The following is a 26,681-nucleotide window of genomic DNA, read 5'->3' as shown; positions in this document are numbered from 1 at the left end:
GTCGTTCCGGGACCCCTTCCCGGGCCCGCGGTCCCGGCTCAGTCCTCCGGGTTGTCCTCGTCCTCCGGCCCCGGCTTCGGGGGCTTCGGCGGGCGGGTCCGTCCGCTCGGGCTGTCCCGCAGGAACGGCCCGGCCTCGCCGTCCGCCGTCGCGTGCCCGCCCGGCCCGCCGCCGTCACGGCGGCGCAGATACCGCTCGAACTCGCGGGCGATCGCCTCGCCCGACGCCTCCGGCAGCTCCGCGGTGTCCCGCGCCTCCTCCAGCGTCTGGACGTACTCGGCCACCTCGCTGTCCTCGGCGGCCAGTTGGTCCACGCCCACCTGCCACGCGCGCGCGTCCTCCGGCAGTTCGCCCAGCGGGATGCGCAGCTCCAGCATGTCCTCCAGCCGGTTCAGCAGCGCCAGCGTGGCCTTCGGGTTGGGCGGCTGGGACACGTAGTGCGGCACCGCCGCCCACAGCGACACCGCCGGCACGCCGGCGTGCGTGCACGCCTCCTGGAGGACCCCGACGATGCCCGTCGGACCCTCGTACTTGGTCTCCTCCAGGTCCATCCGGCGGGCCAGCTCCGCGTCGGAGGTCGTCCCGCTGATCGGGACCGGGCGCGTGTGCGGGGTGTCGCCGAGCAGCGCGCCCAGGATGATCACCAGCTCCACCCCCAACTCGTGTGCGAAGCCGAGCAGTTCGTTGCAGAACGAGCGCCAGCGCATGGACGGCTCGATGCCGCGGACCAGCACGAGGTCGCGCGGCTTGTCGCCGCCGACGCGGACCACCGACAGCCTCGTCGTCGGCCAGGTGATCCTGCGGACGCCGCCGTCCATGAAGACCGTGGGGCGGTTCACCTGGAAGTCGTAGTAGTCCTCGGCGTCCAGCGCCGCGAACACCTCGCCCTTCCACTCCCGTTCCAGATGCGCGACCGCGGCGGAGGCGGCGTCGCCGGCATCGTTCCAGCCCTCGAACGCGGCCACCATGACCGGGTCGACCAGCTCGGGAACCCCCTCGAGCTCGATCACCCAGCGCCTCCTTCCGACGTGCCTCTCGTACGCCCCAACCTTACGGCGTGCGGCGGGGACGCCCGCAGCCCCCTTGCACAGGGGAGTGAACGGATGACTGCCCCGTACACCGCCCCTGAACACCCGTTCCGCGGCGCGGCCGTGCCCGCGCGGCACGCGCCGGGAGCCGGGGCAGTGGCCGGGAACGGTCGGACGTGTCCCGCCGCCCGCCGCCCCGCGCGGACGCCGCCGTCCCGGTGCGCCGGAGCACCGGCACATCGCGGCGCCGGTGTCCCGGAACGCCGCAGGGGCGGCCCCGTCGGCGTGGGGCCGCCCCTGCGCGCCGGTGCAGGCCGCCCCGTGCGGTGGGGCCGCCGCGACCTTCGGCGGTCACTTCCGGTCGAGCACGTCCTGCACCTTCGCCCGGACCTCGTCCGTGGCGAGACCGCGGATGGTCAGCGTCGTACGCCGGCGCAGCACGTCGTCCTGCGTCTCGGCCCACTCGTGGTCGCGGGCCCAGACGACCTGCGCCCAGATCTCCGGGGCGTCGGGGTGGACCCGCTCGCCCAGCTCCGGGTTCTCGTTGGCCAGCCGGGCGATGTCGAAGGCGAGCGACCCGTAGTGCGTGGCCAGGTGCCGTGCGGTGTCGGCGGCCATGCGCGGGCCGGGTGCCGGACGGTCCACCAGCAGCCGATGGGCGACCGCACGCGGGTTGGCGATGCCCGGCAGCGGCAGCTTCTTCGGCAGCGACGCGATCGGCTCGAAGTCGTCGCCGAGCGGGTGGCCCGGCAGCGCCTCCAGCTTCTTCATGACGGTCCGGCCGATGTGGCGGAACGTCGTCCACTTGCCGCCCGCTACGGAGAGCATGCCGCCCCGGCCCTCGGTCACCACGGTCTCGCGCTTGGCCTTGGCCGTGTCACCGGGGCCGCCCGGCAGCACCCGCAGCCCGGCGAACGCGTAGGTGATGAGGTCGCGGTCCAGCTGCTGGTCGCGGATGGAGAACGCGGCCTCGTCGAGTATCTGCGCGATGTCCTTGTCGTTGACGGCGACATCGGCCGGGTCGCCCTCGTACTCCTCGTCGGTGGTGCCCAGCAGGAGCATGTCCTCCCAGGGCAGCGCGAAGGTGATCCGGTACTTGTCGATCGGGGTGGCGAGCGCGGCCTTCCAGGGGGCCGTGCGCTTCAGCACCAGATGCGCGCCCTTCGACAGCCGGATCGACGGTGCCGCACCGGGGTCCTCCATCCTGCGCAGGTGGTCCACCCACGGGCCGGTCGCGTTCAGCACCAGCCGGGCGTTCACACCGAACTCGTCGCCGGTCAGACGGTCCTTCAGCTCCGCGCCGGTCACCCGGCCCTTGGTGAAGCGCAGGCCGGTGACCTCGGCGTGGTTGAGGACGGCGGCGCCCGCCTCGGCGGCCGCACGAACCGTCATCAGCGCCATGCGCGCGTCGTTCATCTGGTCGTCGCCGTACACGGCGACGGCCTTGAGGTTGTCGGTGCGCAGCTCGGGCACGTCCTGCGCGGCCCTCGCCGGGCCGAGCAGGTGACCCACGCCGTCACCGAACGCCGACAGTGCGGAGTAGGCGAACACGCCCGCCCCGAGCTTCGCCGCGCCGTGCGGCCCGCCCTTGTACACGGGGAGGTAGAACGTGAGCGGGTTCGCCAGGTGGGGGGCCACCTGGCGGGAGACCGCACGGCGCTCGAAGTGGTTCTCCGCCACCAGCTTCACCGCGCCGGTCTGCAGGTAGCGCAGACCGCCGTGGAGGAGCTTGGAGGAGGCGGAGGAGGTGGCGCCGGCGAAGTCGCCGGCGTCGACCAGGGCCACCCTGAGGCCGGACTGCGCGGCGTGCCAGGCGGTGGAGATGCCCAGGATGCCGCCGCCGATCACGAGGAGGTCGTACGTCGCCTTCGAGAGCTGCTCCCGGGTCTCGGCGCGGCTCTGGCGGGAGCCGGAGGCCGGGTGCGTACCCAGGGCAGGCACGGACTGCAGGGTGGACTGACTGGTCATGCTCTTTCTTACTCCTCGTCCTCGAGCCAGCCCATGGTCCGCTCGACGGCCTTGAGCCAGCTCTTGTACTCACGGTCGCGGGTCTCCGCGGCCATGCGGGGGGTCCACTCGGCGGCCCGGCGCCAGTTGGCACGCAGGTCGTCGGTGCTGTTCCAGAAGCCGACGGCGAGACCGGCGGCGTAGGCGGCGCCGAGGCAGGTGGTCTCCGCGACCATCGGGCGCACCACCGGCGCGTCCAGGAAGTCCGAGAGCGTCTGCATCAGCAGGTTGTTGGACGTCATGCCGCCGTCGACCTTGAGGGCGGTCAGCTCCACGCCGGAGTCCTTGGTCATGGCGTCGGCGATCTCCCGCGTCTGCCAGGCCGTGGCCTCCAGGACGGCGCGCGCGAGGTGCGCCTTGGTGACGTACCGGGTCAGGCCGGCGATCACGCCGCGGGCGTCGGAGCGCCAGTACGGGGCGAAGAGGCCGGAGAAGGCCGGCACGAAGTAGGCGCCGCCGTTGTCCTCGACCGAGAGCGCGAGCGTCTCGATCTCGGCGGCGGTGGAGATCAGGCCCATCTGGTCGCGCATCCACTGCACCAGGGAGCCGGTGACCGCGATCGAGCCCTCCAGGGCGTAGACCGGCTTGGCGTCGCCGATCTGGTAGCCGACGGTGGTCAGCAGGCCCGAGTAGGAGTTGATGATCTTGTCGCCGGTGTTCATCACCATGAAGGTGCCGGTGCCGTAGGTGGACTTGGTCTCGCCCTCGGAGAAGCAGGTCTGACCGAACAGCGCCGCCTGCTGGTCGCCGAGCGCGGACGCGACCGGGATGCCCCCGAGCAGGTCGCCCAGGCGGCCGCCCTTGATCTCGCCGTAGACCTCGGCGGAGGAGCGGATCTCGGGCAGCATCGGCAGGGGCACGCCGATCGACTCGGCGATCTTCGCGTCCCACTGCATGGTGTGCAGGTTCATCAGCATCGTGCGGGAGGCGTTGGTCACGTCGGTGACGTGCCGGCCGCCGTCGGCACCGCCGGTCAGGTTCCAGATGACCCAGGTGTCCATGGTGCCGAAGAGGATGTCGCCGGCTTCGGCGCGCTCCCGCAGGCCCTCGACGTTGTCGAGCAGCCAGCGGGCCTTGGGTCCGGCGAAGTAGGAGGCCAGCGGCAGGCCGGTCTCGCGGCGGAAGCGGTCCTGGCCGACGTTGCGGCCGAGTTCCCGGCACAGGGAGTCGGTGCGGGTGTCCTGCCAGACGATGGCGTTGTGGACGGGCTCGCCGGTGTTCCGGTCCCACAGCACGGTGGTCTCGCGCTGGTTGGTGATGCCGATGGCCTTGATGTCGTCGCGGGTGATGCCGGCCTTCTCGATGGCGCCGGTGACGACCTCCTGGACATTGGTCCAGATCTCGGTGGCGTCGTGCTCGACCCAGCCCGGCTTCGGGAAGATCTGCTCGTGCTCCTTCTGGTCGACCGAGACGATGCGGCCGTCCCGGTCGAAGACGATGCAGCGGGACGAGGTCGTGCCCTGGTCGATCGCGGCGATGAAGGGGCCGGCGGTGTGGGCGTCGGTCACGGTGTGCTCCTGAGGTCCTTGGTCGGTGGGGGCTGTCTGTACGGCGCGTGCCGCGGGGCTCGGTGCCCCGGGCCGGCGGGCCCGGGGCGCGGGGCCCTAGGCGAAGGCGACGTTGTATATGCCTGCCGCGATGGCGCCGCCGATCAGCGGTCCGGCCACCGGGATCCAGGCGTAGCCCCAGTCGGAGCCGCCCTTGTTGGGCAGGGGCAGGAGGGCGTGCACGATCCGCGGACCGAGGTCGCGGGCCGGGTTGATCGCGTACCCGGTCGGGCCGCCCAGCGAGAGGCCGATGGAGACGACCACCAGCGCCGTGATCAGCGCGCCCAGCGTGCCGAGGCCGTTGCCCTTGTCGTTCAGGCCCTGCGTGAGGACCGCGAGCACCAGCACGACGGTGCCGATGATCTCCGTGGCGAGGTTCTGCACCGCGTTGCGGATCTCCGGGCCGGTGGAGAAGACGCCGAGCACCGGGCCGGCGCCCTGCTCCTGGGCCTCGACCGCCTTGGCGGTGGTGGCCTGCGCGCCCGGACCGCCGACGATCTCCTTGTCGGTGAGGTGCGCGTGGAACTGGCCGTAGTACGCCACCCAGACCAGGGTCGCACCGATCATGGCGCCGAGCAGCTGACCGCCCCAGTAGTACGGGACGTTGCCCCAGTCGTTGTCCTTGATCGCGAGTGCGAGCGTGACCGCCGGGTTGAGATGGGCGCCGGACAGCGGCGCCGACGTGTAGACGGCCGTCAGCACGGCGAAGCCCCACCCGAAGGTGATGGCGAGCCAGCCGGCGTTGCGGGCCTTGGAGGCCTTCAGCGTCACGGCGGCACAGACGCCGCCGCCGAGCAGGATGAGTATGGCGGTACCGATGGTCTCGCCGATGAAGATGTCGGAGCTGGACACCCGCGACTCCTTTGTCCTTCGTCCAGGGGTAAGCCGAACCCCGGGTCCCTCCGGGGGTCTGGCGCCCTCGGGGGTGAGAGCGATGCCGGCCCTTGGCACTGCCACACTCTAACGCTTATTGCCGTTAGGTGTTCGACAATGTCGACCGATGGACGGGAGTCTTGCTTCGCTGTTACGTGGGCGTCAAGAGTTCTGATGTCGAAAACACGATCGTTACTGATCGGCGGGACCGGTGCCGCGAGCACCCGCAGGGGTGGAGCCGCGCGGACCGCGCCCGTCGCGTCCTCCCACGGGTGCCACCGCTGTCCCGCCCGTCGCGCCCATGACCCGGCGGATGCCCGCGGGCCCCGCGCTCAGCCCCGCGACCCGGCCCGCCGCGCAGGGACGGGCGGGTCCCGACCGATGCGTTTCGGCCATTCCCCCCGATCGGTACACGCACGCCGGGAGTGGCCGGGCCCGGGGCGGGCGGCAGGACGGGACGCCGCCCGCCCCGGGCGGCGGTATACGGGGCGGGGCCGTCCCCGCACCGGCCGCCGGTCTCCGAGGCGGGGGCCTCAGACCCGGGGCGCACGTCTGCCGGGGCGCGGGGCGTGACACGCGGGCCACGGGGTGCGGGCCCAGGGGGCGGGGCGCGCGGGCCGTCGGGCCGTTCGGCGCAGGGCCGCAGGGCCCGAGCCCGAGCCGCAAGGCCTTGGGCGGCGAGGCGGGGAGCCGCAGGGCGCAAGGCTGCGGGGCGCAGGCACCCGGGGGCACGCCGGGCCTGCGGCCCGCCCGGCCTCGCGCGGTTCGACTAGAAGCGTCCCGCGCCCAGGTCCCGCGACACCGCGCGGGCGCAGTCGCGGACCGCCGCGATCAGTTCGGGGCGCAGCTCGCCGTCCCGGCACAGCCGTTCCACCGCGCCGGTGATGCCCACCGCGCCGACCGGCATCCGGCGCCGGTCGTGCACGGGCGCGGCGATGGAGGCGACCCCTTCCCACGTCTCCTCGACGTCCGCCGCGTAGCCCCGCGCGCGCGTGACGTCGAGGAGGTGCTCGAAGTCCGTCACGTCGCACACGGTCCGGTCGGTGAAGGCCTTGCGTTCGCAGTCGACCACCTCGCTGTGCGCGACCGGGTCGTACGCCGACAGCACCTTGCCCAGAGCCGTGGAGTGCAGCGGCTGCATGGCCCCGATCTCCAGCACCTGCCGGCTGTCGTCCGGGCGGAAGACGTGGTGCACGATCAGCACGCCCTGCTGGTGCAGCACGCCCAGGTGCACGCTCTCCCCGCTGGACCGCGCCAGGTCGTCCGTCCACACCAGCGCCCGCGCCCGCAGCTCGTGCACGTCCAGATAGGTCGTGCCCAGGCGCAGCAGCTCCGCGCCCAGCTGGTAACGCCCGGAGGCGTCGTCCTGCTCGACGAAGCCCTCCTGCTGGAGCGTGCGGAGTATGCCGTGCGCGGTGCCCTTGGCGAGGCCCAGCGACGAGGCGATGTCGGACAGGCCGAGGCGCCGCTCGCCGCCTCCGAGCAGTCGCAGCATCGCGGCCGCCCGTTCGAGCGACTGGATGTTCCGTGCCATCGCCGTTCTGCCTCCGTCCCCTTCGACCGTCGACGACACGATGTCGAGACGTCGTTCGGCAATGCCGAACACTACCGGTCCATGGCGACTCCCCGCTAATGGTCGGTCGACACCTGTTACCGCCCGCGGTCCGATCGCGGGGAACCGGCGCCCATCCTCGTCCGCGTGGTGGACGCACCGACCATCAGGGCCCGGTCCCGGCTACCCTTGCCGCGTGCGCCCTCTCCGGGATGCCCTGCGCGGGCCTGCCGGGACGGGCGCAAAGCCGACAGCCGTCGCATCACAGGGAGCCCCTTCATGGCCTCGTTGCCGACCCCTTCCGCCGACAGCCGGACCCGTGTGTCCGCCCTCCGCGAGGCGCTCGCCACCCGGGTGGTGGTGGCCGACGGAGCAATGGGCACGATGCTCCAGGCCCAGGACCCGACCCTCGAGGACTTCCAGAACCTCGAAGGATGCAACGAGGTCCTGAACGTCACGCGCCCCGACATCGTCCGCTCCGTCCACGAGGCGTACTTCGCAGCGGACGTCGACTGCGTCGAGACCAACACCTTCGGCGCCAACCACAGCGCGATGGCGGAGTACGAGATCCCCGACCGGGTGCACGAGCTGTCCGAGGCCGGCGCCCGCATCGCCCGCGAGGTGGCCGACGCCCACGCGGCCCGCGACGGCCGCACCCGCTGGGTGCTCGGCTCGATCGGCCCCGGAACCAAGCTGCCCACGCTCGGCCACATCGGTTACCCGACCATCCGCGACGGCTACCAGGCCAACGCCGAGGGCCTGCTCGCCGGCGGCGCCGACGCGCTGATCGTGGAGACCACCCAGGACCTGCTGCAGACGAAGGCGTCCGTCCTGGGCGCCCGCCGCGCCATGGAGGCCACCGGCACCGAGGTGCCCCTGCTGTGCTCCATGGCCTTCGAGACCACCGGCACCATGCTGCTCGGCTCCGAGATCGGCGCCGCGCTGACCGCGCTGGAGCCGCTCGGCATCGACATGATCGGCCTGAACTGCTCCACCGGCCCGGCCGAGATGAGCGAGCACCTGCGCTACCTCAGCCGCCACTCCCGCATCCCGCTGCTGTGCATGCCGAACGCGGGCCTGCCGGTCCTCACCAAGGACGGCGCGCACTTCCCGCTCGGCCCCGAGGGCCTCGCGGACGCCCAGGAGAACTTCGTCCGCGACTACGGACTGTCGCTCATCGGCGGCTGCTGCGGCACCACCCCCGAGCACCTGCGCCAGGTGGTGGAGCGGGTCCGCGGCGTGACCCCGCCCGAGCGGTCCCCACGCCCCGAGCCGGGCGCCGCCTCGCTGTACCAGACCGTCCCCTTCCGCCAGGACACCTCCTACCTGGCGATCGGCGAGCGCACCAACGCCAACGGCTCCAAGAAGTTCCGCGAGGCCATGCTGGACGCCCGCTGGGACGACTGCGTGGAGATGGCCCGCGAGCAGATCCGCGAGGGCGCGCACCTGCTGGACCTGTGCGTGGACTACGTCGGCCGGGACGGCGTCGCCGACATGACGGAGCTGGCCGGGCGCTTCGCCACCGCCTCCACCCTGCCGATCGTGCTCGACTCCACCGAGCTCGACGTGATCCGCGCCGGCCTGGAGCAGCTCGGCGGCCGCGCCGTGATCAACTCCGTCAACTACGAGGACGGCGACGGCCCGGAGTCCCGGTTCGCGAAGGTCACCGCCCTGGCCCGGGAGCACGGCGCCGCCCTCATCGCGCTGACCATCGACGAGGAGGGCCAGGCCCGCACCCCCGGGAAGAAGGTGGAGATCGCCGAGCGGCTCATCGCCGACCTCACCGGCACCTGGGGCATCCACGAGTCGGACATCCTCGTCGACTGCCTGACCTTCACCATCTGCACCGGCCAGGAGGAGTCCCGCAAGGACGGCATCGCCACCATCGAGGCGATCCGCGAGCTGAAGCGCCGCCACCCGGACGTGCAGACCACCCTCGGCCTGTCCAACATCTCCTTCGGCCTCAACCCGGCGGCCCGCATCCTGCTGAACTCCGTCTTCCTCGACGAATGCGTCAAGGCCGGCCTGGACTCGGCGATCGTGCACGCCAGCAAGATCCTGCCCATCGCCCGCTTCGACGAGGAGCAGGTCACCACGGCCCTGGACCTCATCCACGACCGCCGCGCCGAGGGCTACGACCCGCTGCAGAAGCTGATGGCGCTGTTCGAGGGCGCCACCGCCAAGTCCCTCAAGGCCGGCAGGGCCGAGGAGCTGGCCGCGCTGCCGCTGGACGAGCGCCTGAAGCGGCGCATCATCGACGGCGAGCGCAACGGCCTGGAGGCCGACCTCGACGAGGCCCTGACCACCCGCACGGCCCTCGACATCGTCAACGTCACCCTGCTCGACGGCATGAAGGTGGTCGGCGAGCTGTTCGGATCCGGCCAGATGCAGCTGCCGTTCGTGCTGCAGTCCGCCGAGGTCATGAAGGCGGCCGTCGCCCACCTCGAACCGCACATGGAGAAGACCGACGAGGCAGGCAAGGGCACCATCGTGCTGGCCACCGTGCGCGGCGACGTCCACGACATCGGCAAGAACCTCGTGGACATCATCCTCTCCAACAACGGCTACAACGTCGTCAATCTCGGCATCAAGCAGCCGGTCTCCGCGATCCTCGACGCCGCCGACGAGCACCGCGCCGACGTCATCGGCATGTCCGGCCTCCTGGTCAAGTCCACGGTGATCATGAAGGAGAACCTGGAGGAGCTCAACCAGCGCGGCCTGGCCACCGACTACCCCGTCATCCTCGGCGGCGCCGCCCTCACCCGCGCCTACGTCGAGCAGGACCTGCACGAGCTGTACGAGGGCGAGGTCCGCTACGCCCGGGACGCCTTCGAGGGCCTGCGCCTGATGGACGCGCTCATCGGGGTCAAGCGGGGCGTGCCCGGCGCCAAGCTGCCCGAACTGAGGCAGCGCCGGGTCCGCCCGGCGGCCGCCGTCGAGGTCGAGGAGCGCCCGGAGGCCGGCCACGTCCGCTCCGACGTCGCCACCGACAACCCCGTCCCCGAGCCCCCCTTCCGCGGCACCCGTGTGATCAAGGGCATCCAGCTCAAGGAGTACGCCTCCTGGCTGGACGAGGGAGCCCTGTTCAAGGGCCAGTGGGGGCTGAAGCAGTCCCGCACCGGCGACGGCCCCGGCTACGAGGAACTGGTCGAGACCGAGGGGCGGCCCCGGCTGCGCGGCCTCCTGGACCGGCTCCAGACGGAGAACCTGCTGGAGGCGGCCGTCGTCTACGGCTACTTCCCGTGCGTCTCCAAGGACGACGACCTGATCGTGCTGGACGAGCGGGGCAACGAGCGCACCCGCTTCACCTTCCCGCGCCAGCGCCGCGGCCGCAGGCTGTGCCTGGCGGACTTCTTCCGCCCCGAGGAGTCGGGGGAGACCGACGTCGTCGGCTTCCAGGTGGTCACCGTCGGCTCCCGGATCGGCGAGGAGACCGCGCGGCTCTTCGCGGCCGACTCCTACCGGGAGTACCTGGAGCTGCACGGACTGTCCGTGCAGCTGGCCGAGGCACTCGCCGAGTACTGGCACGCCCGGGTGCGCTCCGAGCTGGGCTTCGCCGGGGAGGACCCGAGCGACATCGAGGACATGTTCGCGCTGAAGTACCGCGGCGCCCGCTTCTCGCTGGGCTACGGCGCCTGCCCCGACCTGGAGGACCGCGCCAAGATCGCGACCCTCCTGGAGCCGGAGCGGATCGGCGTGCACCTGTCGGAGGAGTTCCAGCTCCACCCCGAGCAGTCCACCGACGCCATCGTGATCCACCACCCGGAGGCGAAGTACTTCAACGCCCGCTGACCTGCGCTCCGGCGGGCGCCCGGCGCCCGCCGGCGATTGCACGAGGCGTTTCGCACGCCCACGACGTACACTGGTCGGTCCACTGCAGGCCGGTTCCCCGCACGGGAACCGGCCTGATCGTCCCTCAAGGAGGTGCGCCCGGATGACCAGCACGGTTCCCGCGCTCGGTACCCGTACGGCCGAAGGCTCCGCCCTGCAGGCCGTGCTCCTCGACATGGACGGCACCCTGGTGGACACCGAGGGCTTCTGGTGGGACGTCGAGGTGGAGGTGTTCGCCGCCCTCGGTCACGCCCTCGACGACTCCTGGCGGCACGTGGTCGTCGGAGGGCCCATGACCCGCAGTGCGGGCTTCCTCATCGAGGCCACCGGCGCCGACATCACCTTCGACGCCCTCTCGGTGCTGCTGAACCGCGGCTTCGAGGACCGGATCGGCACCGCCCTGCCCCTGATGCCGGGCGCCGCCCGGCTGCTGGCCGAGCTGGCCGAGCACGAGATCCCCACCGCCCTCGTCTCCGCCTCGCACCGGCGCATCATCGACCGGGTGCTCACCGCGCTCGGCCCGCAGCACTTCTCCCTGACCGTCGCCGGCGACGAGGTCGCGCGCACCAAGCCGCACCCGGACCCGTACCTGCTGGCCGCCGCGGGCCTCGGCGCGGACCCGGCGCGCTGCGCGGTGGTGGAGGACACCGCGACCGGCGTCGCCGCCGCGGAGGCGGCCGGCTGCCAGGTGGTCGCCGTCCCGTCCGTCGCGCCCATCGCCCCGGCACCCCGCCGCACCGTCGTCACCTCGCTCGAAGAGGTCGATCTCGCATTTCTGCGCGGACTGATGACACAAATGCGCTGACTCGTTCACCGAGCGTGCATTGTGAATGGATCCATTACTCGGAGATGATCGACGGAATGAATTAATTCTGCCGGTGCTCGAATTCCCGCGCGTCCGGACCGAGTTGACGCTGTGACGTTCGCCACGCGCACAGGGGTCGACATCGGCGGCGGACCGTGCCCACCCGGCCCTTTCGGGCACCGCAGGTGTGCCCTTGTGTCCCGATTGGTGGACCCCTGCACGAAACCTTCCGCGGAGCGTTTCTCCGGACCGTCCGCACCCGGCTCCACAGCGTGATGGGCTTTCAACTCCGGTGGCGGCAGCCCTTCCTGCGGGGGCGGATTAATCTCGTTGCGAGAACATCGCCGTTACCCCCGTGATCCGCCGCGACACCCCTGCATGCCGGATACACGGACCCGACGCCCTGGAGAAACTCGAGCATGAACCGCAAGACTTTGGTGCTGCCGGCCGTCGTCGGTCTGCTCGCGCCCGTTCTCGCCGCCTGCGGCGGGTCCGGCAGCAGCGGCAACAGCGGCGACGCCATCGTCGTCGGCACCACGGACCGGTTCACGGCCTCGAAGGACGCCCCCGCGCCCCTCGACCCGGCGTACGCCTACGACGTCGGCAGCTGGAACATCCTGCGCCAGACCGTGCAGACCCTGATGACCCAGCCCAAGGGCGACGGCGACCCCGTCCCCGAGGCCGCCGAGCAGTGCGGCTTCACCGACAGCGGCAACGAGCGCTACGCCTGCACCCTCCGCGACGGCCTGAAGTTCGCCAACGGCGACCCCGTCACCGCGGCCGACGTGAAGTACTCCATCGACCGCGCCCTCTCCCTGAAGGCCGACAGCGGCGTCTTCGCGCTGCTCTCCACCGTCGACACCGTCGAGACCCAGGGCGACCGCCAGGTCATCTTCCACCTGAAGACCGCCGACGCCACCTTCCCGTTCAAGCTGTCGACGCCCGTCGCGGGCATCGTCGACCCCAAGAACTACGCGAAGGGCAGCCTCCGCAACGGCTTCCAGGTGGACGGCTCCGGCCCGTACACCATGAAGGCCGATGTCAAGAACAACGAACTCGTCGATGCCGTCTTCACCAAGAACCCCAACTACAAGGGCACGGTGGAGCTCAACAACGACAAGGTCCGGATGCGCTCCTTCGCCGACGCCGACGCCATGGGCGCCGCGCTCGCCAAGGGCGACATCGACGTCATGACGCGCACCATGTCGCCGGAGCAGATCCAGAAGCTCTCCAACGCCGCCGACGGCAACGTCGACCTCGTCGAGATGCCCGGCCTGGAGATCCGCTACCTGGCCTTCAACACCAGCGCCCCCGCGGTCAAGAGCCGCGCCGTCCGCCAGGCCATCGCCCAGCTCGTCGACCGCGGCGCACTCGCCGGCAAGGTCTACGGCACCCAGGCCGAGCCGCTGTACTCGCTCGTCCCGGCCACCGTCACCGGCCACTCCAACTCCTTCTTCAACAAGTACGGCGACCCCAGCGTCTCCAAGGCCAAGGCGCTGCTCGCCAAGGGCGGCATCACCACCCCGGTGAAGCTCACCCTGCACTACACGACCGACCACTACGGCTCGGCCACCAAGAAGGAGTTCGAGGTCCTCCAGCAGCAGCTGAACTCCAGCGGCCTGTTCGACGTCGCCATCCAGGGCGCCCCCTGGGCGGCCTTCCGCCCCGCCGAGCAGAAGGGTTCCTACGAGGTCTACGGCATGGGCTGGTTCCCCGACTTCCCCGACGCCGACAACTACCTCGCGCCCTTCCTCGACAAGGACAACACCCTCAACTCGCCGTACACCAACAGCGAGATCCGCAACACCCTCATCCCGCAGTCCCGCCGCCAGGCCGACCGGCTCGCCGCCGCGAACAGCCTCACGTCCATCCAGGACATCGTCGCCAACGACGTGCCGATCCTGCCGCTGTGGCAGGGCAAGCAGTACGTCGCCGCCCGCGACGACATCACCGGCACCGCCTATGCCATCAACTCCACCTCGACCCTGCAGCTGTGGGAGCTCGGCCGCGGTGTGAAAAGCTAACGGTTTTTGAGGGCCCTGCCGGTAGGGGCCCTCGTCCGGGGGCACGGGACTGCCCCCGGGCTTCCGAAAACCGAAGACAAGGCACATGCAGTGAACATGCGCAACCAGTGGCCGGTCCTGCCCATCGTGGCGGGACTGGCCTCCGGCCTGTTGACCGGATGCGGCTCCGACGACGGCGGATCCGCGAGCGGCGGATCCCACCTGGTCGTCGGCATGTCCGACGACATCCTCGCCACCGACCCGGCCTCCGGCTACGACCCCGGCTCCTGGCTCCTCTTCGACAACGTCTTCCAGTCACTGCTCAGCTTCCCCAAGGGAGGCACCGAGCCGCAGCCGGAAGCCGCGAAGAGCTGCTCCTTCACGGACACCCGGGCCCAGGTCTACCGGTGCACGCTCAAGGACGGCCTCACCTTCAGCAACGGCGACCCGCTCACCGCACAGGACGTCAAGTTCTCCTTCGACCGCATGCTGGGCATCGCCGACCCCGCCGGACCGGCCATCATGTTCCCCATGCTCGACCGGGTCGACACACCCGACACCCGGACCGTCGTCTTCCACCTGAAGGTCCCCGACGCCACCTTCCCCAGCAAAATAGCCTCCGGCGCCGGATCCATCGTCGACCACCGCCAGTACGACGCCCGCGGACTGCGCAAGGACGGCCACGCCGTCGGCTCCGGCCCCTACACCCTGGACTCCCTCGACAAGGACCAGGCCGTCTTCTCCGTCAACAAGAACTACCGTGGCACCGCCCGGGTGAAGAACACCGGCATCGCCGTGAAGTTCTTCCACGGCGACCAGAGCGCCCTCAAGCGCGACGTCCTCGCCGGCAAGGTCGACGTCGCCTACCGCGGCCTGACCGCCGGCGACATCAACGGCATCGAGCAGCAGGACGACAACAAGGGCGTCGACGTCATCGAGGGCACCAGCGCCGAAGTCCAGCACCTCGTCTTCAACATGGACGACCCCGTCACCGGGAAACTCGGCGTCCGCAAGGCCATCGCCTACCTCCTCGACCGCGACGCCCTGATCCGGCAGGTCTACCAGGACACGGCCACCCCGCTGTACTCGGTCATCCCGGCCGGCATCGCCGGCCACAACACCGCCTTCTTCGACACCTACGGTGCCCGGCCCTCCCGGGCCAAGGCGGCCGCAGCCCTGCGCGCCGACGGCATCACCACCCCGGTGAAACTCACCCTCTGGTCCACCCCCTCCCGCTACGGCCCCGCCACCGACCAGGAACTGAAGGCCATCGCCGCCCAGCTCAACGCCGCCGGACTCTTCCACGCCGACGTGCGCTCCGTGCCCTTCGACCAGTACGAGAAGGACATCGCCCAGGGCAAGTACGGCGTCTACGTCAAGGGCTGGGTCCCGGACTACCCCGACGCCGACAACTTCACCGCCCCGTTCTTCGGCAAGGGCAACGTCCTCGGCAACCACTACGCCAACACCACCATCACCGGCACCCTCATCCCGCGCACCGCCGCCCAGAGCGACCGCGCCGCCACCGGTGAGGAATTCGCGCGCCTGCAGAACATCGTCGCCGCCCAGCTCCCCGTCCTGCCGGTGTGGCAGGCCAAGCAGTACGCCGTCGTCCGCGACGGCGTCTACGGCCTCGAATACTGCCTGGACGCCTCCACGGTCTTCCGCTTCTGGGAACTCAGCAAGAGCTGACCCCACCGCGGACGACGACGCCCTCCCACCGGCACCGGCCGGCGGGAGGGCGCCCACACCCCCGAAACCGGTCCCTACTGCGCCCCCGGACGCACCAGACCGCTCTCGTACGCGTACACCGCAGCCTGCACCCGGTCCCGCAGACCCAACTTCGTCAGCACATGCCCCACATGCGTCTTCACGGTGGTCTCACTCACGAACAGGTCCGCCGCGATCTCCGCATTGGACAACCCCCGCGCCACCAGCTTCAGTACCTCCACCTCACGCTCCGTGAGCGTGTGCAGCGCGTCCGGAACCGGCTCCTCCCCGGACGGCAGATGCGTCGCGTACTTGTCCAGCAGCCGCCGCGTGATGCTCGGCGCCAGCATCGCCTCACCCCCCGCCACCACCCGGATCGCCTGCACCAGCTCGTGCGCGGGCGCGTCCTTCAGCAGGAAACCGCTCGCCCCCGCCCGCAGCGCCTCCACCACGTACTCGTCGAGGTCGAACGTCGTCAGCACCAGCACCTTCGCCGGACCGTCCCGGCCCGGCCCGGTGATCTGCCGCGTCGCCTCCACCCCGTCCATCCGCGGCATACGGATGTCCATCAGCACCACATCGGGCTGCAACGCACGCACCTGGTCCAGCGCCTGGAGGCCGTCCCCGGCCTCACCCACGACCGCGAGGTCCTGCTCCGCCTCCAGAATCATCCGGAACCCGGTGCGCAACAGCGGCTGGTCGTCGACCAGTAGGACACGGATGGCCACGTAAGTCTCCTTCGCTAGTCCGGCCCCATTCTGCCCTGCTCGCCCTCCCCGGCCGCGTCCGCCCTCAGCACCGGCAGCGGGTACGGCGGGGGAGTACCGCCGAACTCCGGGCAGTGCGCCCGGTGGTCGCACCAGCCGCACAGCTTCGTCGGACGCGGCCGCCACTCACCCGTCTCCGTCGCCCGCCGGATCGCCTCCCACAACGCCAGCAGCTTCCGCTCCACCCGCTCCAGATCCGCGAGCACCGGATCGTAGGTCAGCACCTCACCACTGCCGAGATACACCAGCTGCAGCCGCCGCGGCACGACCCGCTTCAGCCGCCACACCACCAGCGCGTAGAACTTCATCTGGAACAGCGCGCCCTCGGCGTACTCCGGGCGCGGCGCCTTGCCCGTCTTGTAGTCGACGATGCGCACCTCACCCGTCGGCGCCACATCCACCCGATCGATGATCCCGCGCAGCGTCAGCCCGCTCTCCAGCTCCGCCTCGACGAACAGCTCCCGCTCCGCCGGCTCGAGCCGCGTAGGATCCTCCAGCCCGAACCACCGCTCGACCAGCCGCTCCGCCTCGGCCAGCCAGCCCGCCAGACGCTGCCCGTCCGGATCGTCCGCGAACAGCTCCACGACCTCGGGCCGGCTCTCCCGCAGCCGGTCCCACTGCCCCGGAATCAACGACTTCGCCCGCGGAGCCGTCCGCTCCGCCGCCGGATCGTCGAAGAGCCGCTCCAGCACCGCATGCACCAGCGTGCCCCGCGTCGCCGCCTCGCTCGGCCTCTCGGGCAGCCGGTCGATCACCCGGAACCGGTACAGCAGCGGACACTGCATGAAGTCACCCGCCCGCGACGGCGACAACGACGTCGGAGCCGACGCCGCACGCGCCGCGGGCACCGCCTCCCCGCCCGGCGCGGCCGGACCCGCCCCGGCCGGACCCGCCCCGGCCCGTGCCGGCCCCGCGGTCCCACCGCCGCTGTGAGCGCCTGCCGCGCCCTCGGTGCTGCTGTCCATGCCACAGACCATACGGCCCACCACTGACAGTGACCCACAGGCCCGCACCGCCCACGCCATCCCCGGCGGACCCCGCGGCCCGCATCCCCGCCGCCGCACCGCACACCCGCTCCTCACACGCCCCCCACACACCGCACGAACACCGGGGGGTGCCGAGGCGGAACCGTTCGCCACGGCCGCATACCATCGACCCGAGACCTTCCGGCCGTCAGGCACGGGAGACGCTTCGAACGAGGGGACACCGTGGACGTGAGCGGCGGCAGCGGACAGCCGCGGTCCGGCAGCGAGGAGCCGGCCGAGCAGCCCACGGGCCCCACGGCCCCGGCCGCCGGCCCCCCGCACCCCGACCCGGCCCCCCACGACGGACCCGGCACACCGGCCCCCGGCCCCCAGGACACCGGCGCCCCCGCCCCGGAGACCGCAGCCACCCCCGACGACGGCCCCCGCACCACCCCCGGCCCCGCCGGGCCCCCGCACGACACCCACCCCGACCGCGCCGCCGCCCACTCCGGCCTCCGCCCCGGCCCCCCGCCCCGACGCCCCCGCGAACCCGGCGGCGGACTCCTCATGGGCCGCCCCTTCGGCGTCCCCGTCTACGTCGCCCCCAGCTGGTTCCTCGTCGCCGCCCTCATCACCTGGGTCTTCGGCGGACAGCTCGACCGCGTCCTGCCCGAACTGGGCGCCCTGCGCTACCTCGTCTCCCTCTTCTTCGCCATCGCCTTCTACGCCTCCGTCCTCGTCCACGAACTCGCCCACACCGTCGCCGCCCTCCGCTTCAAACTCCCGGTCCGCCGCATCCAACTGCAGTTCTTCGGCGGCGTCTCCGAGATCGAGAAGGAAGCCGAGACCCCCGGCCGCGAATTCGTCCTCGCCTTCGTCGGCCCCCTGCTGTCCCTGGTCCTCGCCGGCCTCTTCTACCTCGCCCTGCTCCCGGTCCAGCGCGGCACCGTCCCCGGCGTCCTCCTCGCCGGCCTGATGGTCTCCAACCTCATCGTCGCCGCCTTCAACCTGCTGCCCGGCCTCCCCCTCGACGGCGGCCGCATGCTCCGCGCCGTCGTCTGGAAGATCACCGGCCGCCCCATGAGCGGCACCGTCGCCGCCGCCTGGGTCGGCCGCGCCCTCGCCGTCTCCGTCCTCATCGGACTGCCCCTGCTCACCCAGTCCGGCACCCTCGGCGCCACCGCCGAGGACAGCGTCGGCATGGACACCGTCACCGACGCCCTCCTCGCCGCGATCCTCGCCGCCATCATCTGGACCGGCGCCGGCAACAGCCTGCGCATGGCACGCCTGCGCGAACACCTCCCCGAACTCCGCGCCCGCACCCTCACCCGCCGCGCCGTCCCCGTCGAGACCGGCACCTCCCTCGCCGAGGCCCTGCGTCGCGCCAACGACGCGGGCGCCCGCGCCCTCGTCGTCGTCGACGGCCACGGCACACCCCTCTCCCTGGTCCGCGAAGCCGCCATCGCCGACGTCCCCGCCCACCGCCGCCCCTGGGTCCTCGCCAGCGAACTCGCCCAGGACCTCACCGACGGCATGCGCGTCTCCGCCGAGCTCGCCGGCGAGGACCTCCTAGACGCCCTCCGCGCCGCCCCCGCCAGCGAATACCTCGTCGTGGAGGAAACCGGCGAGATCTACGGCGTCCTCTCCGCCGCCGACGTCGAACGCGCCTTCGTGAAGGCCATGGCCCGCCCCTCCGCCGCCACCTGACCACCACCCCCGGCCCCACCACCACCCCGCCCCGCACACCGCCCACCCCGCCCCCCGGCCATGGTCGGCACCCCTCCCCGGGACCGGTAGGCTGGTCACATGTCCGAACCGACCGGTGCCGCCCGCCGTCGCGGGCCCTTCAAGGTCGGGGACCAGGTACAGCTGACCGACCCCAAGGGCCGCCACTACACGTTCACGCTCGAAGCCGGGAAGAACTTCCACACCCACAAGGGCTCCTTCCCGCACGACGAACTGATCGGCGCACCCGAGGGCAGCGTTGTCCGCACCACCGGAAACGTCGCCTACCTCGCGCTGCGCCCCCTGCTCCCCGACTACGTCCTGTCCATGCCCCGCGGGGCGGCCGTCGTCTACCCGAAGGACGCAGGGCAGATCCTCGCCTTCGCCGACATCTTCCCCGGCGCACGCGTCGTCGAGGCCGGCGTCGGCTCCGGCTCCCTCAGCAGCTTCCTGCTGCGCGCCATCGGCGACCAGGGCATGCTGCACAGCTACGAGCGCCGCGCCGACTTCGCCGAGATCGCCCAGGCCAACGTCGAGCGCTACTTCGGCGGCCCCCACCCCGCCTGGCAGCTCACCGTCGGCGACCTCCAGGACAACCTGTCCGACACCGACGTCGACCGCGTCATCCTCGACATGCTCGCCCCCTGGGAATGCCTCGAGGCCGTCTCCAAGGCCCTCGTGCCCGGCGGCATCCTCTGCTGCTACGTCGCCACCACCACCCAGCTCGCCCGGACCGTGGAGTCCATCCGCGAGATCGGCTGCTTCAACGAGCCGACCGCCTGGGAGACGATGATCCGCAACTGGCACATCGAGGGCCTCGCCGTCCGCCCCGACCACCGCATGATCGGCCACACCGGCTTCCTGCTCACCGCCCGCCGCCTGGCCGACGGCGTCGAGCCCCCCATGCGCCGCCGCCGCCCCGCCAAGGGCGCCTACGGCGAGGACTACGAAGGCCCCAACGCCGACGGAGGCGCCGGCCGCTGACCCGCCCCCCGGCCCGCACAACGACGAGGCGCCGTGGTGCAGTTCCCCGACCCACCGGGGAACTGCACCACGGCGCCTCCGCGTTGCCCCCCACCACGACCCCGCGCCACCGGAAGCGGACCGCACCCGGCCCGGACCGCCCAAGCGGAGGCCGGACCCCCGGGACCCGGAGCCGCCGCACCGGAAGGACGCCCGGCAGCCCCCCCCCGGGACACCCCGGCCCAGCTCAACCGCGGCGAGAACCCACCCCCCGGTTCCCCGCCACTGTGACGTGTGGCACGATGCTTGCCACCCCACCGGCACAGCCCTCACAGGAGAAACTCCTCGTGCAGCCCTCCGCCGTTCCGGAACTGGCCCACACGGACACCCGCCCCCTCCACTGGATGGCCACCGCCACCGCCGTCGCCGGCGTGGTCGCCCTCAGCTCGCTCCTCCAGCCGAGCCCCGCGACCGCCGCCCAGGCCACCGGCACCCGGACCGCCCCCGCCACACCGCCCTCCACCGCCGGCGTGACCTTCCCGATCACCTGCGGCCCCGTGAAAGCCGTCGTGGCGAAGAAAGCCGCCGGAGACCTCGACGGCGACGGCCGCCCCGAAACCGTCGCCGTCGTCCACTGCGACGCCTCCATGGGCACCCCGCCCGACGCCGTCTACGTCCTCACCCGGGCCGCCGACACCACCGCACCCCGCGTCGTCGCCACCCTCGTCGACCCCAAGGACCGGCTCACCGTGACCGACTTCACCCTCCACGCCGGAGCCGTCACCGCCACCCTGCTCGGCTACTCCTCGCCCGACGTGCCGAGTTGCTGCCCCGACCTCAAGGACACCGCCTCCTGGCGCTGGAGCAACGGAGCCTTCGTCCGCACCACCCCCAGCCAGGCCCGCACCGTCTGACCCCCGCCCGCACCCACCCCGGGCCCCCGGCCGTAACTCAGGCGGTCCGCAGCGTCACTCGGCGTCCGGACCGTACACCTCGACCCTGTCCGAAACCCGCCGTACATGAATGCAGTCGCCCGGACATTCCCGCGCCGAGTCCACCACGTCCGCGAGGAGCGGCAGCGGCACCGGCGTTGCCGCTCCCACCTCCTGCAACAGCTCCTCACCCGGCCCCCGGACATACGCCAGACCGTCGATGTCCAGCTCGAACACCTCCGGCGCGTACTGCGCACAGATACCGTCACCGGTGCACAGATCCTGGTCGATCCAGACCTCCAGCGCCTCGCCCGCTCCCGGGGCCTGCTGCTGCACGGACTTCACTCCTGACGTTTCGCGCCGAGCCGCACGGGAATCCGGCCAGCTCCGGCGGGTGTTGAACACGTCGACCCTACCCCCGCCCGCTTTCCAATCATGTTCGGTGGGTATTCCCCTGGCGTGAGGGAGAGCGCAAGGGTGAAGATCGGACACACCCCGACAGTCTTTGTGATCTAGGGGTTTCAATCGACACCCACCCAGGTAGGGTCTGGAAGCGTCCAGCTCCCCTTGGAGGAGGTGAGGACCGTGGCAGCCCACGACGACGACATGAACCGCGGCATCCGCCCGGGACGCGGGTCCGACGACCCGGCCGGGCAGATCGCCTACCTTGAGCAGGAGATCGCCGTCCTGCGCCGCAAGCTCGCCGACTCTCCGCGGCACACGAGGATCCTCGAAGAGCGGATCGTCGAGCTGCAGACCAACCTGGCCGGCGTGTCCGCACAGAACGAACGACTGGCGAACACACTCCGCGAGGCCCGCGACCAGATCGTGGCCCTCAAGGAGGAGGTCGACCGCCTCGCCCAGCCGCCCGCCGGCTTCGGCGTCTTCCTGCAGGCCAACGAGGACGCCACCGCCGACATCTTCACCGGCGGCCGCAAACTGCGCGTGAACGTCAGCCCCAGCGTCGACCTCGACGACCTCCGGCGCGGCCAGGAGGTCATGCTCAACGAGGCGCTCAACGTGGTCGAAGCCATGGAGTACGAGCGCGTCGGCGACATCGTCACCCTCAAGGAGATCCTCGAGGACGGCGAGCGCGCCCTCGTCCTGGGGCACACCGACGAGGAACGGGTGGTCCGGCTCGCCGAGCCGCTGCTGGACGTCACCATCCGCCCCGGCGACGCCCTCCTCCTCGAACCCCGCTCCGGCTACGTCTACGAGGTCGTACCCAAGAGCGAGGTCGAGGAGCTCGTCCTCGAAGAGGTCCCCGACATCGGCTACGAGCAGATCGGCGGCCTCGGCAACCAGATCGAGGCCATCCGCGACGCCGTCGAGCTCCCCTACCTCTACCCCGACCTCTTCAAGGAGCACGAGCTCCGCCCGCCCAAGGGCGTCCTCCTCTACGGCCCCCCCGGATGCGGCAAGACGCTCATCGCCAAAGCCGTCGCGAACTCCCTGGCCAAGAAGGTCGCCGAGGTCACCGGCCAGGCCGCCGGCAAGAGCTTCTTCCTCAACATCAAGGGCCCCGAGCTCCTGAACAAGTACGTCGGCGAGACCGAGCGGCAGATCCGCCTCGTCTTCCAGCGCGCCCGGGAGAAGGCCAGCGAGGGCACCCCCGTCATCGTCTTCTTCGACGAGATGGAATCCCTCTTCCGCACCCGCGGCTCCGGCGTCAGCTCCGACGTCGAGAACACCATCGTCCCCCAGCTGCTCGCCGAGATCGACGGCGTGGAGGGCCTGGAGAACGTGGTCGTGATCGGCGCCTCCAACCGCGAGGACATGATCGACCCCGCCATCCTCCGTCCCGGCCGCCTCGACGTGAAGATCAAGATCGAACGTCCGGACGCCGAAGCGGCCAAGGACATCTTCGGGAAGTACCTCACCCAGCGGCTCCCCCTGCACGGCGACGACCTCACCGAACACGGCGGCGACAAGGACGCCACCGTCCAGGGAATGATCCAGACCGCCGTCGAGCAGATGTACGCCGAATCCGAGGAGAACCGCTTCCTGGAAGTCACCTACGCCAACGGCGACAAGGAAGTCCTCTACTTCAAGGACTTCAACTCCGGCGCCATGATCGAGAACATCGTCGGGCGCGCCAAGAAGATGGCGATCAAGGACTTCCTCGAAAAGAACCAGAAGGGCCTCCGCGTCTCCCACCTCCTCCAGGCATGCGTGGACGAGTTCAAGGAGAACGAGGACCTTCCCAACACCACCAACCCCGACGACTGGGCCCGCATCTCCGGAAAGAAGGGCGAACGGATCGTCTACATCCGCACCCTCATCACCGGAAAGCAGGGCGCGGACACCGGACGCTCCATCGACACGGTGGCGAACACCGGTCAGTACCTCTAGAAGGCGGAGAGGCTGCGGGTGCCCTCCACGGGTACCCGCAGCCCACTGCTTTTCCGGCCCACGGCCGGAGCAAGGCAATGACGCAAATGATCTCCCCACCAGCGCAAAGGCGTTCTAGGCTCTTTCGTACCGCCGGGTCGCGCAGTGCGGGGACGGGCACCGCACAGGCACCTGAGCGACAGCGGTACTTGAGCGGCGCCCACGACCGAGGGTGCCGCCGGGCAAGGAGGGCCGCATGACCGTACGGCGAGTAATGGGCATCGAGACGGAGTACGGGATCTCCGTCCCCGGCCACCCCAACGCCAATGCCATGCTCACCTCGTCCCAGATCGTCAACGCGTACGCGGCGGCGATGCACCGGGCCCGCCGGGCCCGCTGGGACTTCGAGGAGGAGAACCCGCTGCGCGACGCGCGAGGCTTCGACCTCGCCAGGGAGGCCGCCGACGCCAGCCAGCTCACCGACGAGGACATCGGCCTCGCCAACGTGATCCTCACCAACGGCGCCCGCCTCTACGTCGACCACGCCCACCCCGAGTACAGCGCCCCCGAGGTCACCAACCCCCGCGACGCCGTCCTCTGGGACAAGGCCGGCGAACGGATCATGGCCGAGGCCGCCGAACGTGCCGCCCAGCTCCCCGGCGCCCAGCCCATCCACCTCTACAAGAACAACACCGACAACAAGGGCGCCTCCTACGGCACGCACGAGAACTACCTGATGAAGCGCGAGACCGCCTTCTCGGACATCGTGCGCCACCTCACGCCCTTCTTCGTCTCCCGCCAGGTCTTCGCCGGCGCCGGACGCGTCGGCATCGGCCAGGACGGCCACGAACACGGCTTCCAGCTCAGCCAGCGCGCCGACTACTTCGAGGTCGAGGTCGGCCTCGAGACCACCCTCAAACGGCCCATCATCAACACCCGCGACGAACCCCACGCCGACGCCGAGAAGTACCGCCGCCTCCACGTGATCATCGGCGACGCCAACCTCTCCGAGATCTCCACCTACCTCAAGCTCGGCACCACCGCGCTCGTCCTCTCCATGATCGAGGACGGCTTCATCGCCGTAGACCTGGCCGTCGACCAGCCCGTACGCACGCTCCACCAGGTCTCCCACGACCCCGGCCTCAAGCGCCTCGTCACCCTCCGCAGCGGCCGCACACTCACCGCGGTCCAGCTCCAGATGGAGTACTACGAGCTGTCGCGCAAATACGTCGAGGAACGCTTCGGCGCCGACGCCGACGACCAGACCAAGGACGTCCTCGCCCGCTGGGAGGACACCCTCAACCGGCTGGAGAACGACCCCATGAGCCTCGCCGGCGAACTGGACTGGGTCGCCAAACGGGAACTCATGGAGGGCTACCGGCGCCGCGACGGCCTCGACTGGGACGCCGCCCGGCTGCACCTCGTCGACCTCCAGTACGCCGACGTGCGCCCCGACAAGGGCCTCTACAACCGCCTGGCGGCCCGCGGACGCATGAAACGGCTCCTGGACGAGTCCGAGGTCGACCGGGCCCGCACCAAGCCCCCGGAGGACACCCGCGCCTATTTCCGCGGCCGCTGCCTGGAGCAGTACGCCGACGACGTCGCCGCGGCCTCCTGGGACTCCGTGATCTTCGACCTGCCGGGCCGGGACTCCCTCCAGCGCGTCCCAACCCTGGAACCGCTTCGCGGAACGCGAAATCACGTCAAGGAGCTCCTCGACCGCTGCCGCACCGCGGAAGACCTGGTCAGGGTCCTCTCCGGCAGCTGAGAAAGCCCGCGGACGAACCGGGCCGCCCCGGGTGGAAAACCCGGACTCCGGGAATCATCGAGGTGGCCCTCGTTCGTTGGAGAAACAGCAGGGCCGATGTCGGACCGGGCTTGTAGGGTCTGATCATCACCGATCGACCGAAAAGGCCGACCATGTCGGTCGAACAGAGCGGGGTGAGGGTTATGGCAACGAAGGACACCGGCGGCGGGCAGCAGAAGGCCACGCGCTCCACGGAGGAGGTCGAGGAGCAGGCGCAGGACGCGCAGGGCTCGGAAGACCTCAAGGAGCGCCACGAGAAGCTGAGCGACGACGTGGACTCCGTACTGGACGAAATCGACGACGTACTCGAGGAGAACGCAGAGGATTTCGTGAGGTCCTTCGTTCAGAAGGGCGGAGAGTGACTTCACCTTTGAAATTAAGGTGAAGTTGGGGGCTCGGTTTGAATGGCGAAATTAAGTCGAAGCGTTGTTCGCGGTGCAAGCGTCATCTGCCGCGCGGTGCCTTCGCCGGCAACAGATCTCCGTCCGACGGCCTCCAGGCGTACTGCAGGGAGTGTGCAGCCGAGTACTACCGGCAGCGCCAGGAGGCCAGAGGCAGGACGGCCAGGGTCGAGGTTCTCGTTACGGAGGGTCACAAGCGGTGTCCTCAGTGTGAGCTGGCGAAGCCCCATTCCGAGTGGGAGCGCAACAGGACCTCGTCGGACGGGTGGGCGAGCTACTGCCGTGTGTGCAGAGCCGAGCGGAACAGGGTCAGCTACTTCAAGCGCAAGTACGGCTTGAGCCCGGTCGAGTTGAAGGCGTTGGTCGCAGAGCAGGCGGGCGTCTGCTGCATCTGTCTTTCGGCTCTCCCCGAGCATGTGGATCACTGCCATGAGACGGGTAGGGTCCGTGGCGTACTGTGCTTCAGCTGCAATGCCGCGCTGGGGCAGTTCAAGGATCGGCCCGACGTCATGAGGCGGGCTGCCGCATACGTGGAAGGAAACGCGTGGAAGCCAACACTCGTAGCACCGGGCGTCTACCAGCTGCCTTCCTGACGCCGGGGTCCTCGTCCTTCATGGACTTCCTGTCCGAGCACCAGCCCGAGCTGCTCCCCGGGAAGCGGCAGCTGCCGCCCACCCAGGGCGTGCTGGAGGCGCCGCACGGCACGACGATCGTGGCCGTGACGTTCCCGGGTGGCGTCGTGCTGGCCGGCGACCGCCGGGCCACCATGGGCAACGTCATCGCCCAGCGCGACATCGAGAAGGTCTTCCCGGCGGACGAGTACTCGGCGGTGGGCATCGCCGGTACGGCGGGTCTTGCCGTGGAGATGGTGAAGCTGTTCCAGTTGGAGCTGGAGCACTTCGAGAAGGTCGAGGGCACGCAGCTGTCGCTGGAGGGCAAGGCGAACCGGCTGTCGACCATGATCCGTTCCAATCTGGGCATGGCGATGCAGGGGCTGGCGGTGGTGCCGCTGTTCGCCGGGTTCGACCTGGACCGCGACAAGGGCCGGATCTTCTCGTACGACGTGACGGGCGGCCGTTCCGAGGAGCACGGCTATGCGGCGACGGGTTCCGGTTCGATCTTCGCCCGGGGTGCGATGAAGAAGCTCTTCCGGGACGACCTGAGTGAGGCCGAGGCGACGACGCTGGTGGTCCAGGCCCTGTACGACGCGGCGGACGACGACTCGGCGACGGGTGGTCCGGACGTGGCCCGCCGGATCTATCCGATCGTCACCGTGATCACCGATGACGGCTACCGCCGGCTCACCGAGGAGGAGTCCTCCGAGATCGCCCGGTCGGTGCTGCAGCGCCGGCTGGAGCAGCCCGACGGTCCGCGGGCCGCGCTGCTGTAGCGGCGGCGGTTCTTTTCCGAGGGGATCCAGTGACTTCGACAGAA

At 70.7% G+C, this 26,681-nt stretch carries 21 protein-coding genes; 13 read left to right on the top strand and 8 right to left on the bottom strand.

Features of this window, described 5'->3' with window-relative positions; translation table 11 throughout:
- Nucleotides 1-38 precede the first annotated feature (38 nt).
- The 5 genes from P3H78_RS14750 to P3H78_RS14730 form a co-directional block, all read right to left on the bottom strand.
- Entirely contained in the window at nucleotides 39-1,010 is a 972-nt protein-coding gene (locus P3H78_RS14750; RefSeq protein WP_276109412.1) for a PAC2 family protein, read from the bottom strand.
- Between the two features lie 369 nt (nucleotides 1,011-1,379).
- Nucleotides 1,380-2,996, bottom strand: a complete 1,617-nt coding sequence (locus tag P3H78_RS14745) for a glycerol-3-phosphate dehydrogenase/oxidase (protein WP_276109411.1) — start codon at nucleotides 2,994-2,996, stop codon at nucleotides 1,380-1,382.
- Nucleotides 2,997-3,004: 8 nt separating this feature from the next.
- On the bottom strand, nucleotides 3,005-4,543 hold the full coding sequence (gene glpK, locus P3H78_RS14740) for a glycerol kinase GlpK (protein ID WP_276109410.1): 1,539 nt from the start codon (nucleotides 4,541-4,543) through the stop codon (nucleotides 3,005-3,007).
- Between the two features lie 96 nt (nucleotides 4,544-4,639).
- A complete protein-coding gene (locus P3H78_RS14735) occupies nucleotides 4,640-5,434 on the bottom strand; it encodes an MIP/aquaporin family protein (RefSeq protein WP_276109409.1) in 795 nt (264 codons plus the stop codon).
- Between the two features lie 790 nt (nucleotides 5,435-6,224).
- Nucleotides 6,225-6,989, bottom strand: a complete 765-nt coding sequence (locus P3H78_RS14730; protein ID WP_276109408.1) for an IclR family transcriptional regulator — start codon at nucleotides 6,987-6,989, stop codon at nucleotides 6,225-6,227.
- Between the two features lie 297 nt (nucleotides 6,990-7,286).
- On the opposite strand from P3H78_RS14730, the gene metH reads away from it, so the two are divergent.
- The 4 genes from metH (at nucleotide 7,287) to P3H78_RS14710 (ending at nucleotide 15,338) form a co-directional block, all read left to right on the top strand.
- On the top strand, nucleotides 7,287-10,799 hold the full coding sequence (gene metH, locus P3H78_RS14725) for a methionine synthase (protein WP_276109407.1): 3,513 nt from the start codon (nucleotides 7,287-7,289) through the stop codon (nucleotides 10,797-10,799).
- Between the two features lie 142 nt (nucleotides 10,800-10,941).
- The gene (locus P3H78_RS14720; RefSeq protein ID WP_276109406.1) at nucleotides 10,942-11,643 is read left to right on the top strand and encodes an HAD family hydrolase; all 702 of its coding nucleotides are present in this window, start codon (nucleotides 10,942-10,944) and stop codon (nucleotides 11,641-11,643) included.
- A 419-nt stretch (nucleotides 11,644-12,062) separates the two neighbouring features.
- Complete coding sequence (locus P3H78_RS14715; RefSeq protein ID WP_276109405.1) at nucleotides 12,063-13,667, top strand: ABC transporter substrate-binding protein; 1,605 nt, start codon at nucleotides 12,063-12,065, stop codon at nucleotides 13,665-13,667.
- Nucleotides 13,668-13,757: 90 nt separating this feature from the next.
- Nucleotides 13,758-15,338: an ABC transporter substrate-binding protein gene (locus P3H78_RS14710; protein WP_276109404.1), complete on the top strand. Its 1,581-nt coding sequence runs from the start codon at nucleotides 13,758-13,760 to the stop codon at nucleotides 15,336-15,338.
- Between the two features lie 74 nt (nucleotides 15,339-15,412).
- On the opposite strand, the gene P3H78_RS14705 is transcribed toward P3H78_RS14710, so the two are convergent.
- Together P3H78_RS14705 and P3H78_RS14700 are read right to left on the bottom strand one after the other, a co-directional pair.
- On the bottom strand, nucleotides 15,413-16,084 hold the full coding sequence (locus P3H78_RS14705; RefSeq protein ID WP_276109403.1) for a response regulator: 672 nt from the start codon (nucleotides 16,082-16,084) through the stop codon (nucleotides 15,413-15,415).
- A 14-nt stretch (nucleotides 16,085-16,098) separates the two neighbouring features.
- Nucleotides 16,099-16,971, bottom strand: coding sequence for a RecB family exonuclease (locus P3H78_RS14700; RefSeq protein WP_276109583.1), 873 nt, complete (start codon nucleotides 16,969-16,971; stop codon nucleotides 16,099-16,101).
- Here P3H78_RS14700 and P3H78_RS14695 point away from each other — a divergent pair.
- The 4 genes from P3H78_RS14695 (at nucleotide 16,907) to P3H78_RS14680 (ending at nucleotide 20,690) form a co-directional block, all read left to right on the top strand.
- Nucleotides 16,907-17,056, top strand: a complete 150-nt coding sequence (locus P3H78_RS14695) for a hypothetical protein (protein WP_276109588.1) — start codon at nucleotides 16,907-16,909, stop codon at nucleotides 17,054-17,056. The genes P3H78_RS14700 and P3H78_RS14695 overlap by 65 nt on opposite strands.
- Nucleotides 17,057-17,331: 275 nt before the next feature.
- Entirely contained in the window at nucleotides 17,332-18,795 is a 1,464-nt protein-coding gene (locus P3H78_RS14690; protein WP_276109402.1) for a site-2 protease family protein, read from the top strand.
- A 99-nt stretch (nucleotides 18,796-18,894) separates the two neighbouring features.
- A complete protein-coding gene (locus P3H78_RS14685; RefSeq protein ID WP_276109401.1) occupies nucleotides 18,895-19,797 on the top strand; it encodes a tRNA (adenine-N1)-methyltransferase in 903 nt (300 codons plus the stop codon).
- A gap of 326 nt (nucleotides 19,798-20,123) precedes the next feature.
- The gene (locus P3H78_RS14680) at nucleotides 20,124-20,690 is read left to right on the top strand and encodes a hypothetical protein (protein WP_276109400.1); all 567 of its coding nucleotides are present in this window, start codon (nucleotides 20,124-20,126) and stop codon (nucleotides 20,688-20,690) included.
- A gap of 54 nt (nucleotides 20,691-20,744) precedes the next feature.
- Here P3H78_RS14680 and P3H78_RS14675 read toward each other — a convergent pair whose 3' ends face one another.
- On the bottom strand, nucleotides 20,745-21,044 hold the full coding sequence (locus P3H78_RS14675; RefSeq protein ID WP_276109399.1) for a ferredoxin: 300 nt from the start codon (nucleotides 21,042-21,044) through the stop codon (nucleotides 20,745-20,747).
- 249 nt (nucleotides 21,045-21,293) lie between these two features.
- Here P3H78_RS14675 and arc point away from each other — a divergent pair, with 249 nt between their 5' ends.
- The 5 genes from arc to prcB all read left to right on the top strand — a co-directional run bounded on the left by arc (nucleotide 21,294) and on the right by prcB (nucleotide 26,637).
- On the top strand, nucleotides 21,294-23,060 hold the full coding sequence (gene arc / locus P3H78_RS14670; protein WP_276109398.1) for a proteasome ATPase: 1,767 nt from the start codon (nucleotides 21,294-21,296) through the stop codon (nucleotides 23,058-23,060).
- A 235-nt stretch (nucleotides 23,061-23,295) separates the two neighbouring features.
- Nucleotides 23,296-24,807, top strand: a complete 1,512-nt coding sequence (gene dop, locus P3H78_RS14665) for a depupylase/deamidase Dop (RefSeq protein ID WP_369015719.1) — start codon at nucleotides 23,296-23,298, stop codon at nucleotides 24,805-24,807.
- A 182-nt stretch (nucleotides 24,808-24,989) separates the two neighbouring features.
- Complete coding sequence (locus tag P3H78_RS14660; RefSeq protein WP_014671690.1) at nucleotides 24,990-25,208, top strand: ubiquitin-like protein Pup; 219 nt, start codon at nucleotides 24,990-24,992, stop codon at nucleotides 25,206-25,208.
- A gap of 323 nt (nucleotides 25,209-25,531) precedes the next feature.
- Nucleotides 25,532-25,840, top strand: a complete 309-nt coding sequence (locus P3H78_RS33310; protein ID WP_313884406.1) for an endonuclease VII domain-containing protein — start codon at nucleotides 25,532-25,534, stop codon at nucleotides 25,838-25,840.
- Nucleotides 25,792-26,637, top strand: a complete 846-nt coding sequence (gene prcB, locus P3H78_RS14650; protein WP_276109396.1) for a proteasome subunit beta — start codon at nucleotides 25,792-25,794, stop codon at nucleotides 26,635-26,637. Before P3H78_RS33310 ends, prcB begins: the two co-directional genes overlap by 49 nt.
- Nucleotides 26,638-26,681: the final 44 nt, after the last annotated feature.

The organism is Streptomyces tropicalis, from assembly GCF_029269835.1.
GTDB classification, from domain to species: Bacteria; Actinomycetota; Actinomycetes; order Streptomycetales; family Streptomycetaceae; genus Streptomyces; species Streptomyces tropicalis.
The sequence above is the reverse complement of the archived record's forward strand: the minus strand, read 5'-3'. Positions and strand labels throughout refer to the sequence as shown.

Coding starts and splice junctions, on each gene's coding strand:
- P3H78_RS14730 (WP_276109408.1), bottom strand. CDS start 6,989: ATGGCACGGAACATCCAGTCGCTCGAACGGGCGGCCGCGATGCTGCGA.
- P3H78_RS14660 (WP_014671690.1), top strand. CDS start 24,990: ATGGCAACGAAGGACACCGGCGGCGGGCAGCAGAAGGCCACGCGCTCC.
- dop (WP_369015719.1), top strand. CDS start 23,296: ATGACCGTACGGCGAGTAATGGGCATCGAGACGGAGTACGGGATCTCC.
- P3H78_RS14720 (WP_276109406.1), top strand. CDS start 10,942: ATGACCAGCACGGTTCCCGCGCTCGGTACCCGTACGGCCGAAGGCTCC.
- P3H78_RS14685 (WP_276109401.1), top strand. CDS start 18,895: ATGTCCGAACCGACCGGTGCCGCCCGCCGTCGCGGGCCCTTCAAGGTC.
- P3H78_RS14695 (WP_276109588.1), top strand. CDS start 16,907: ATGAAGTCACCCGCCCGCGACGGCGACAACGACGTCGGAGCCGACGCC.
- metH (WP_276109407.1), top strand. CDS start 7,287: ATGGCCTCGTTGCCGACCCCTTCCGCCGACAGCCGGACCCGTGTGTCC.
- P3H78_RS14745 (WP_276109411.1), bottom strand. CDS start 2,996: ATGACCAGTCAGTCCACCCTGCAGTCCGTGCCTGCCCTGGGTACGCAC.
- P3H78_RS14715 (WP_276109405.1), top strand. CDS start 12,063: ATGAACCGCAAGACTTTGGTGCTGCCGGCCGTCGTCGGTCTGCTCGCG.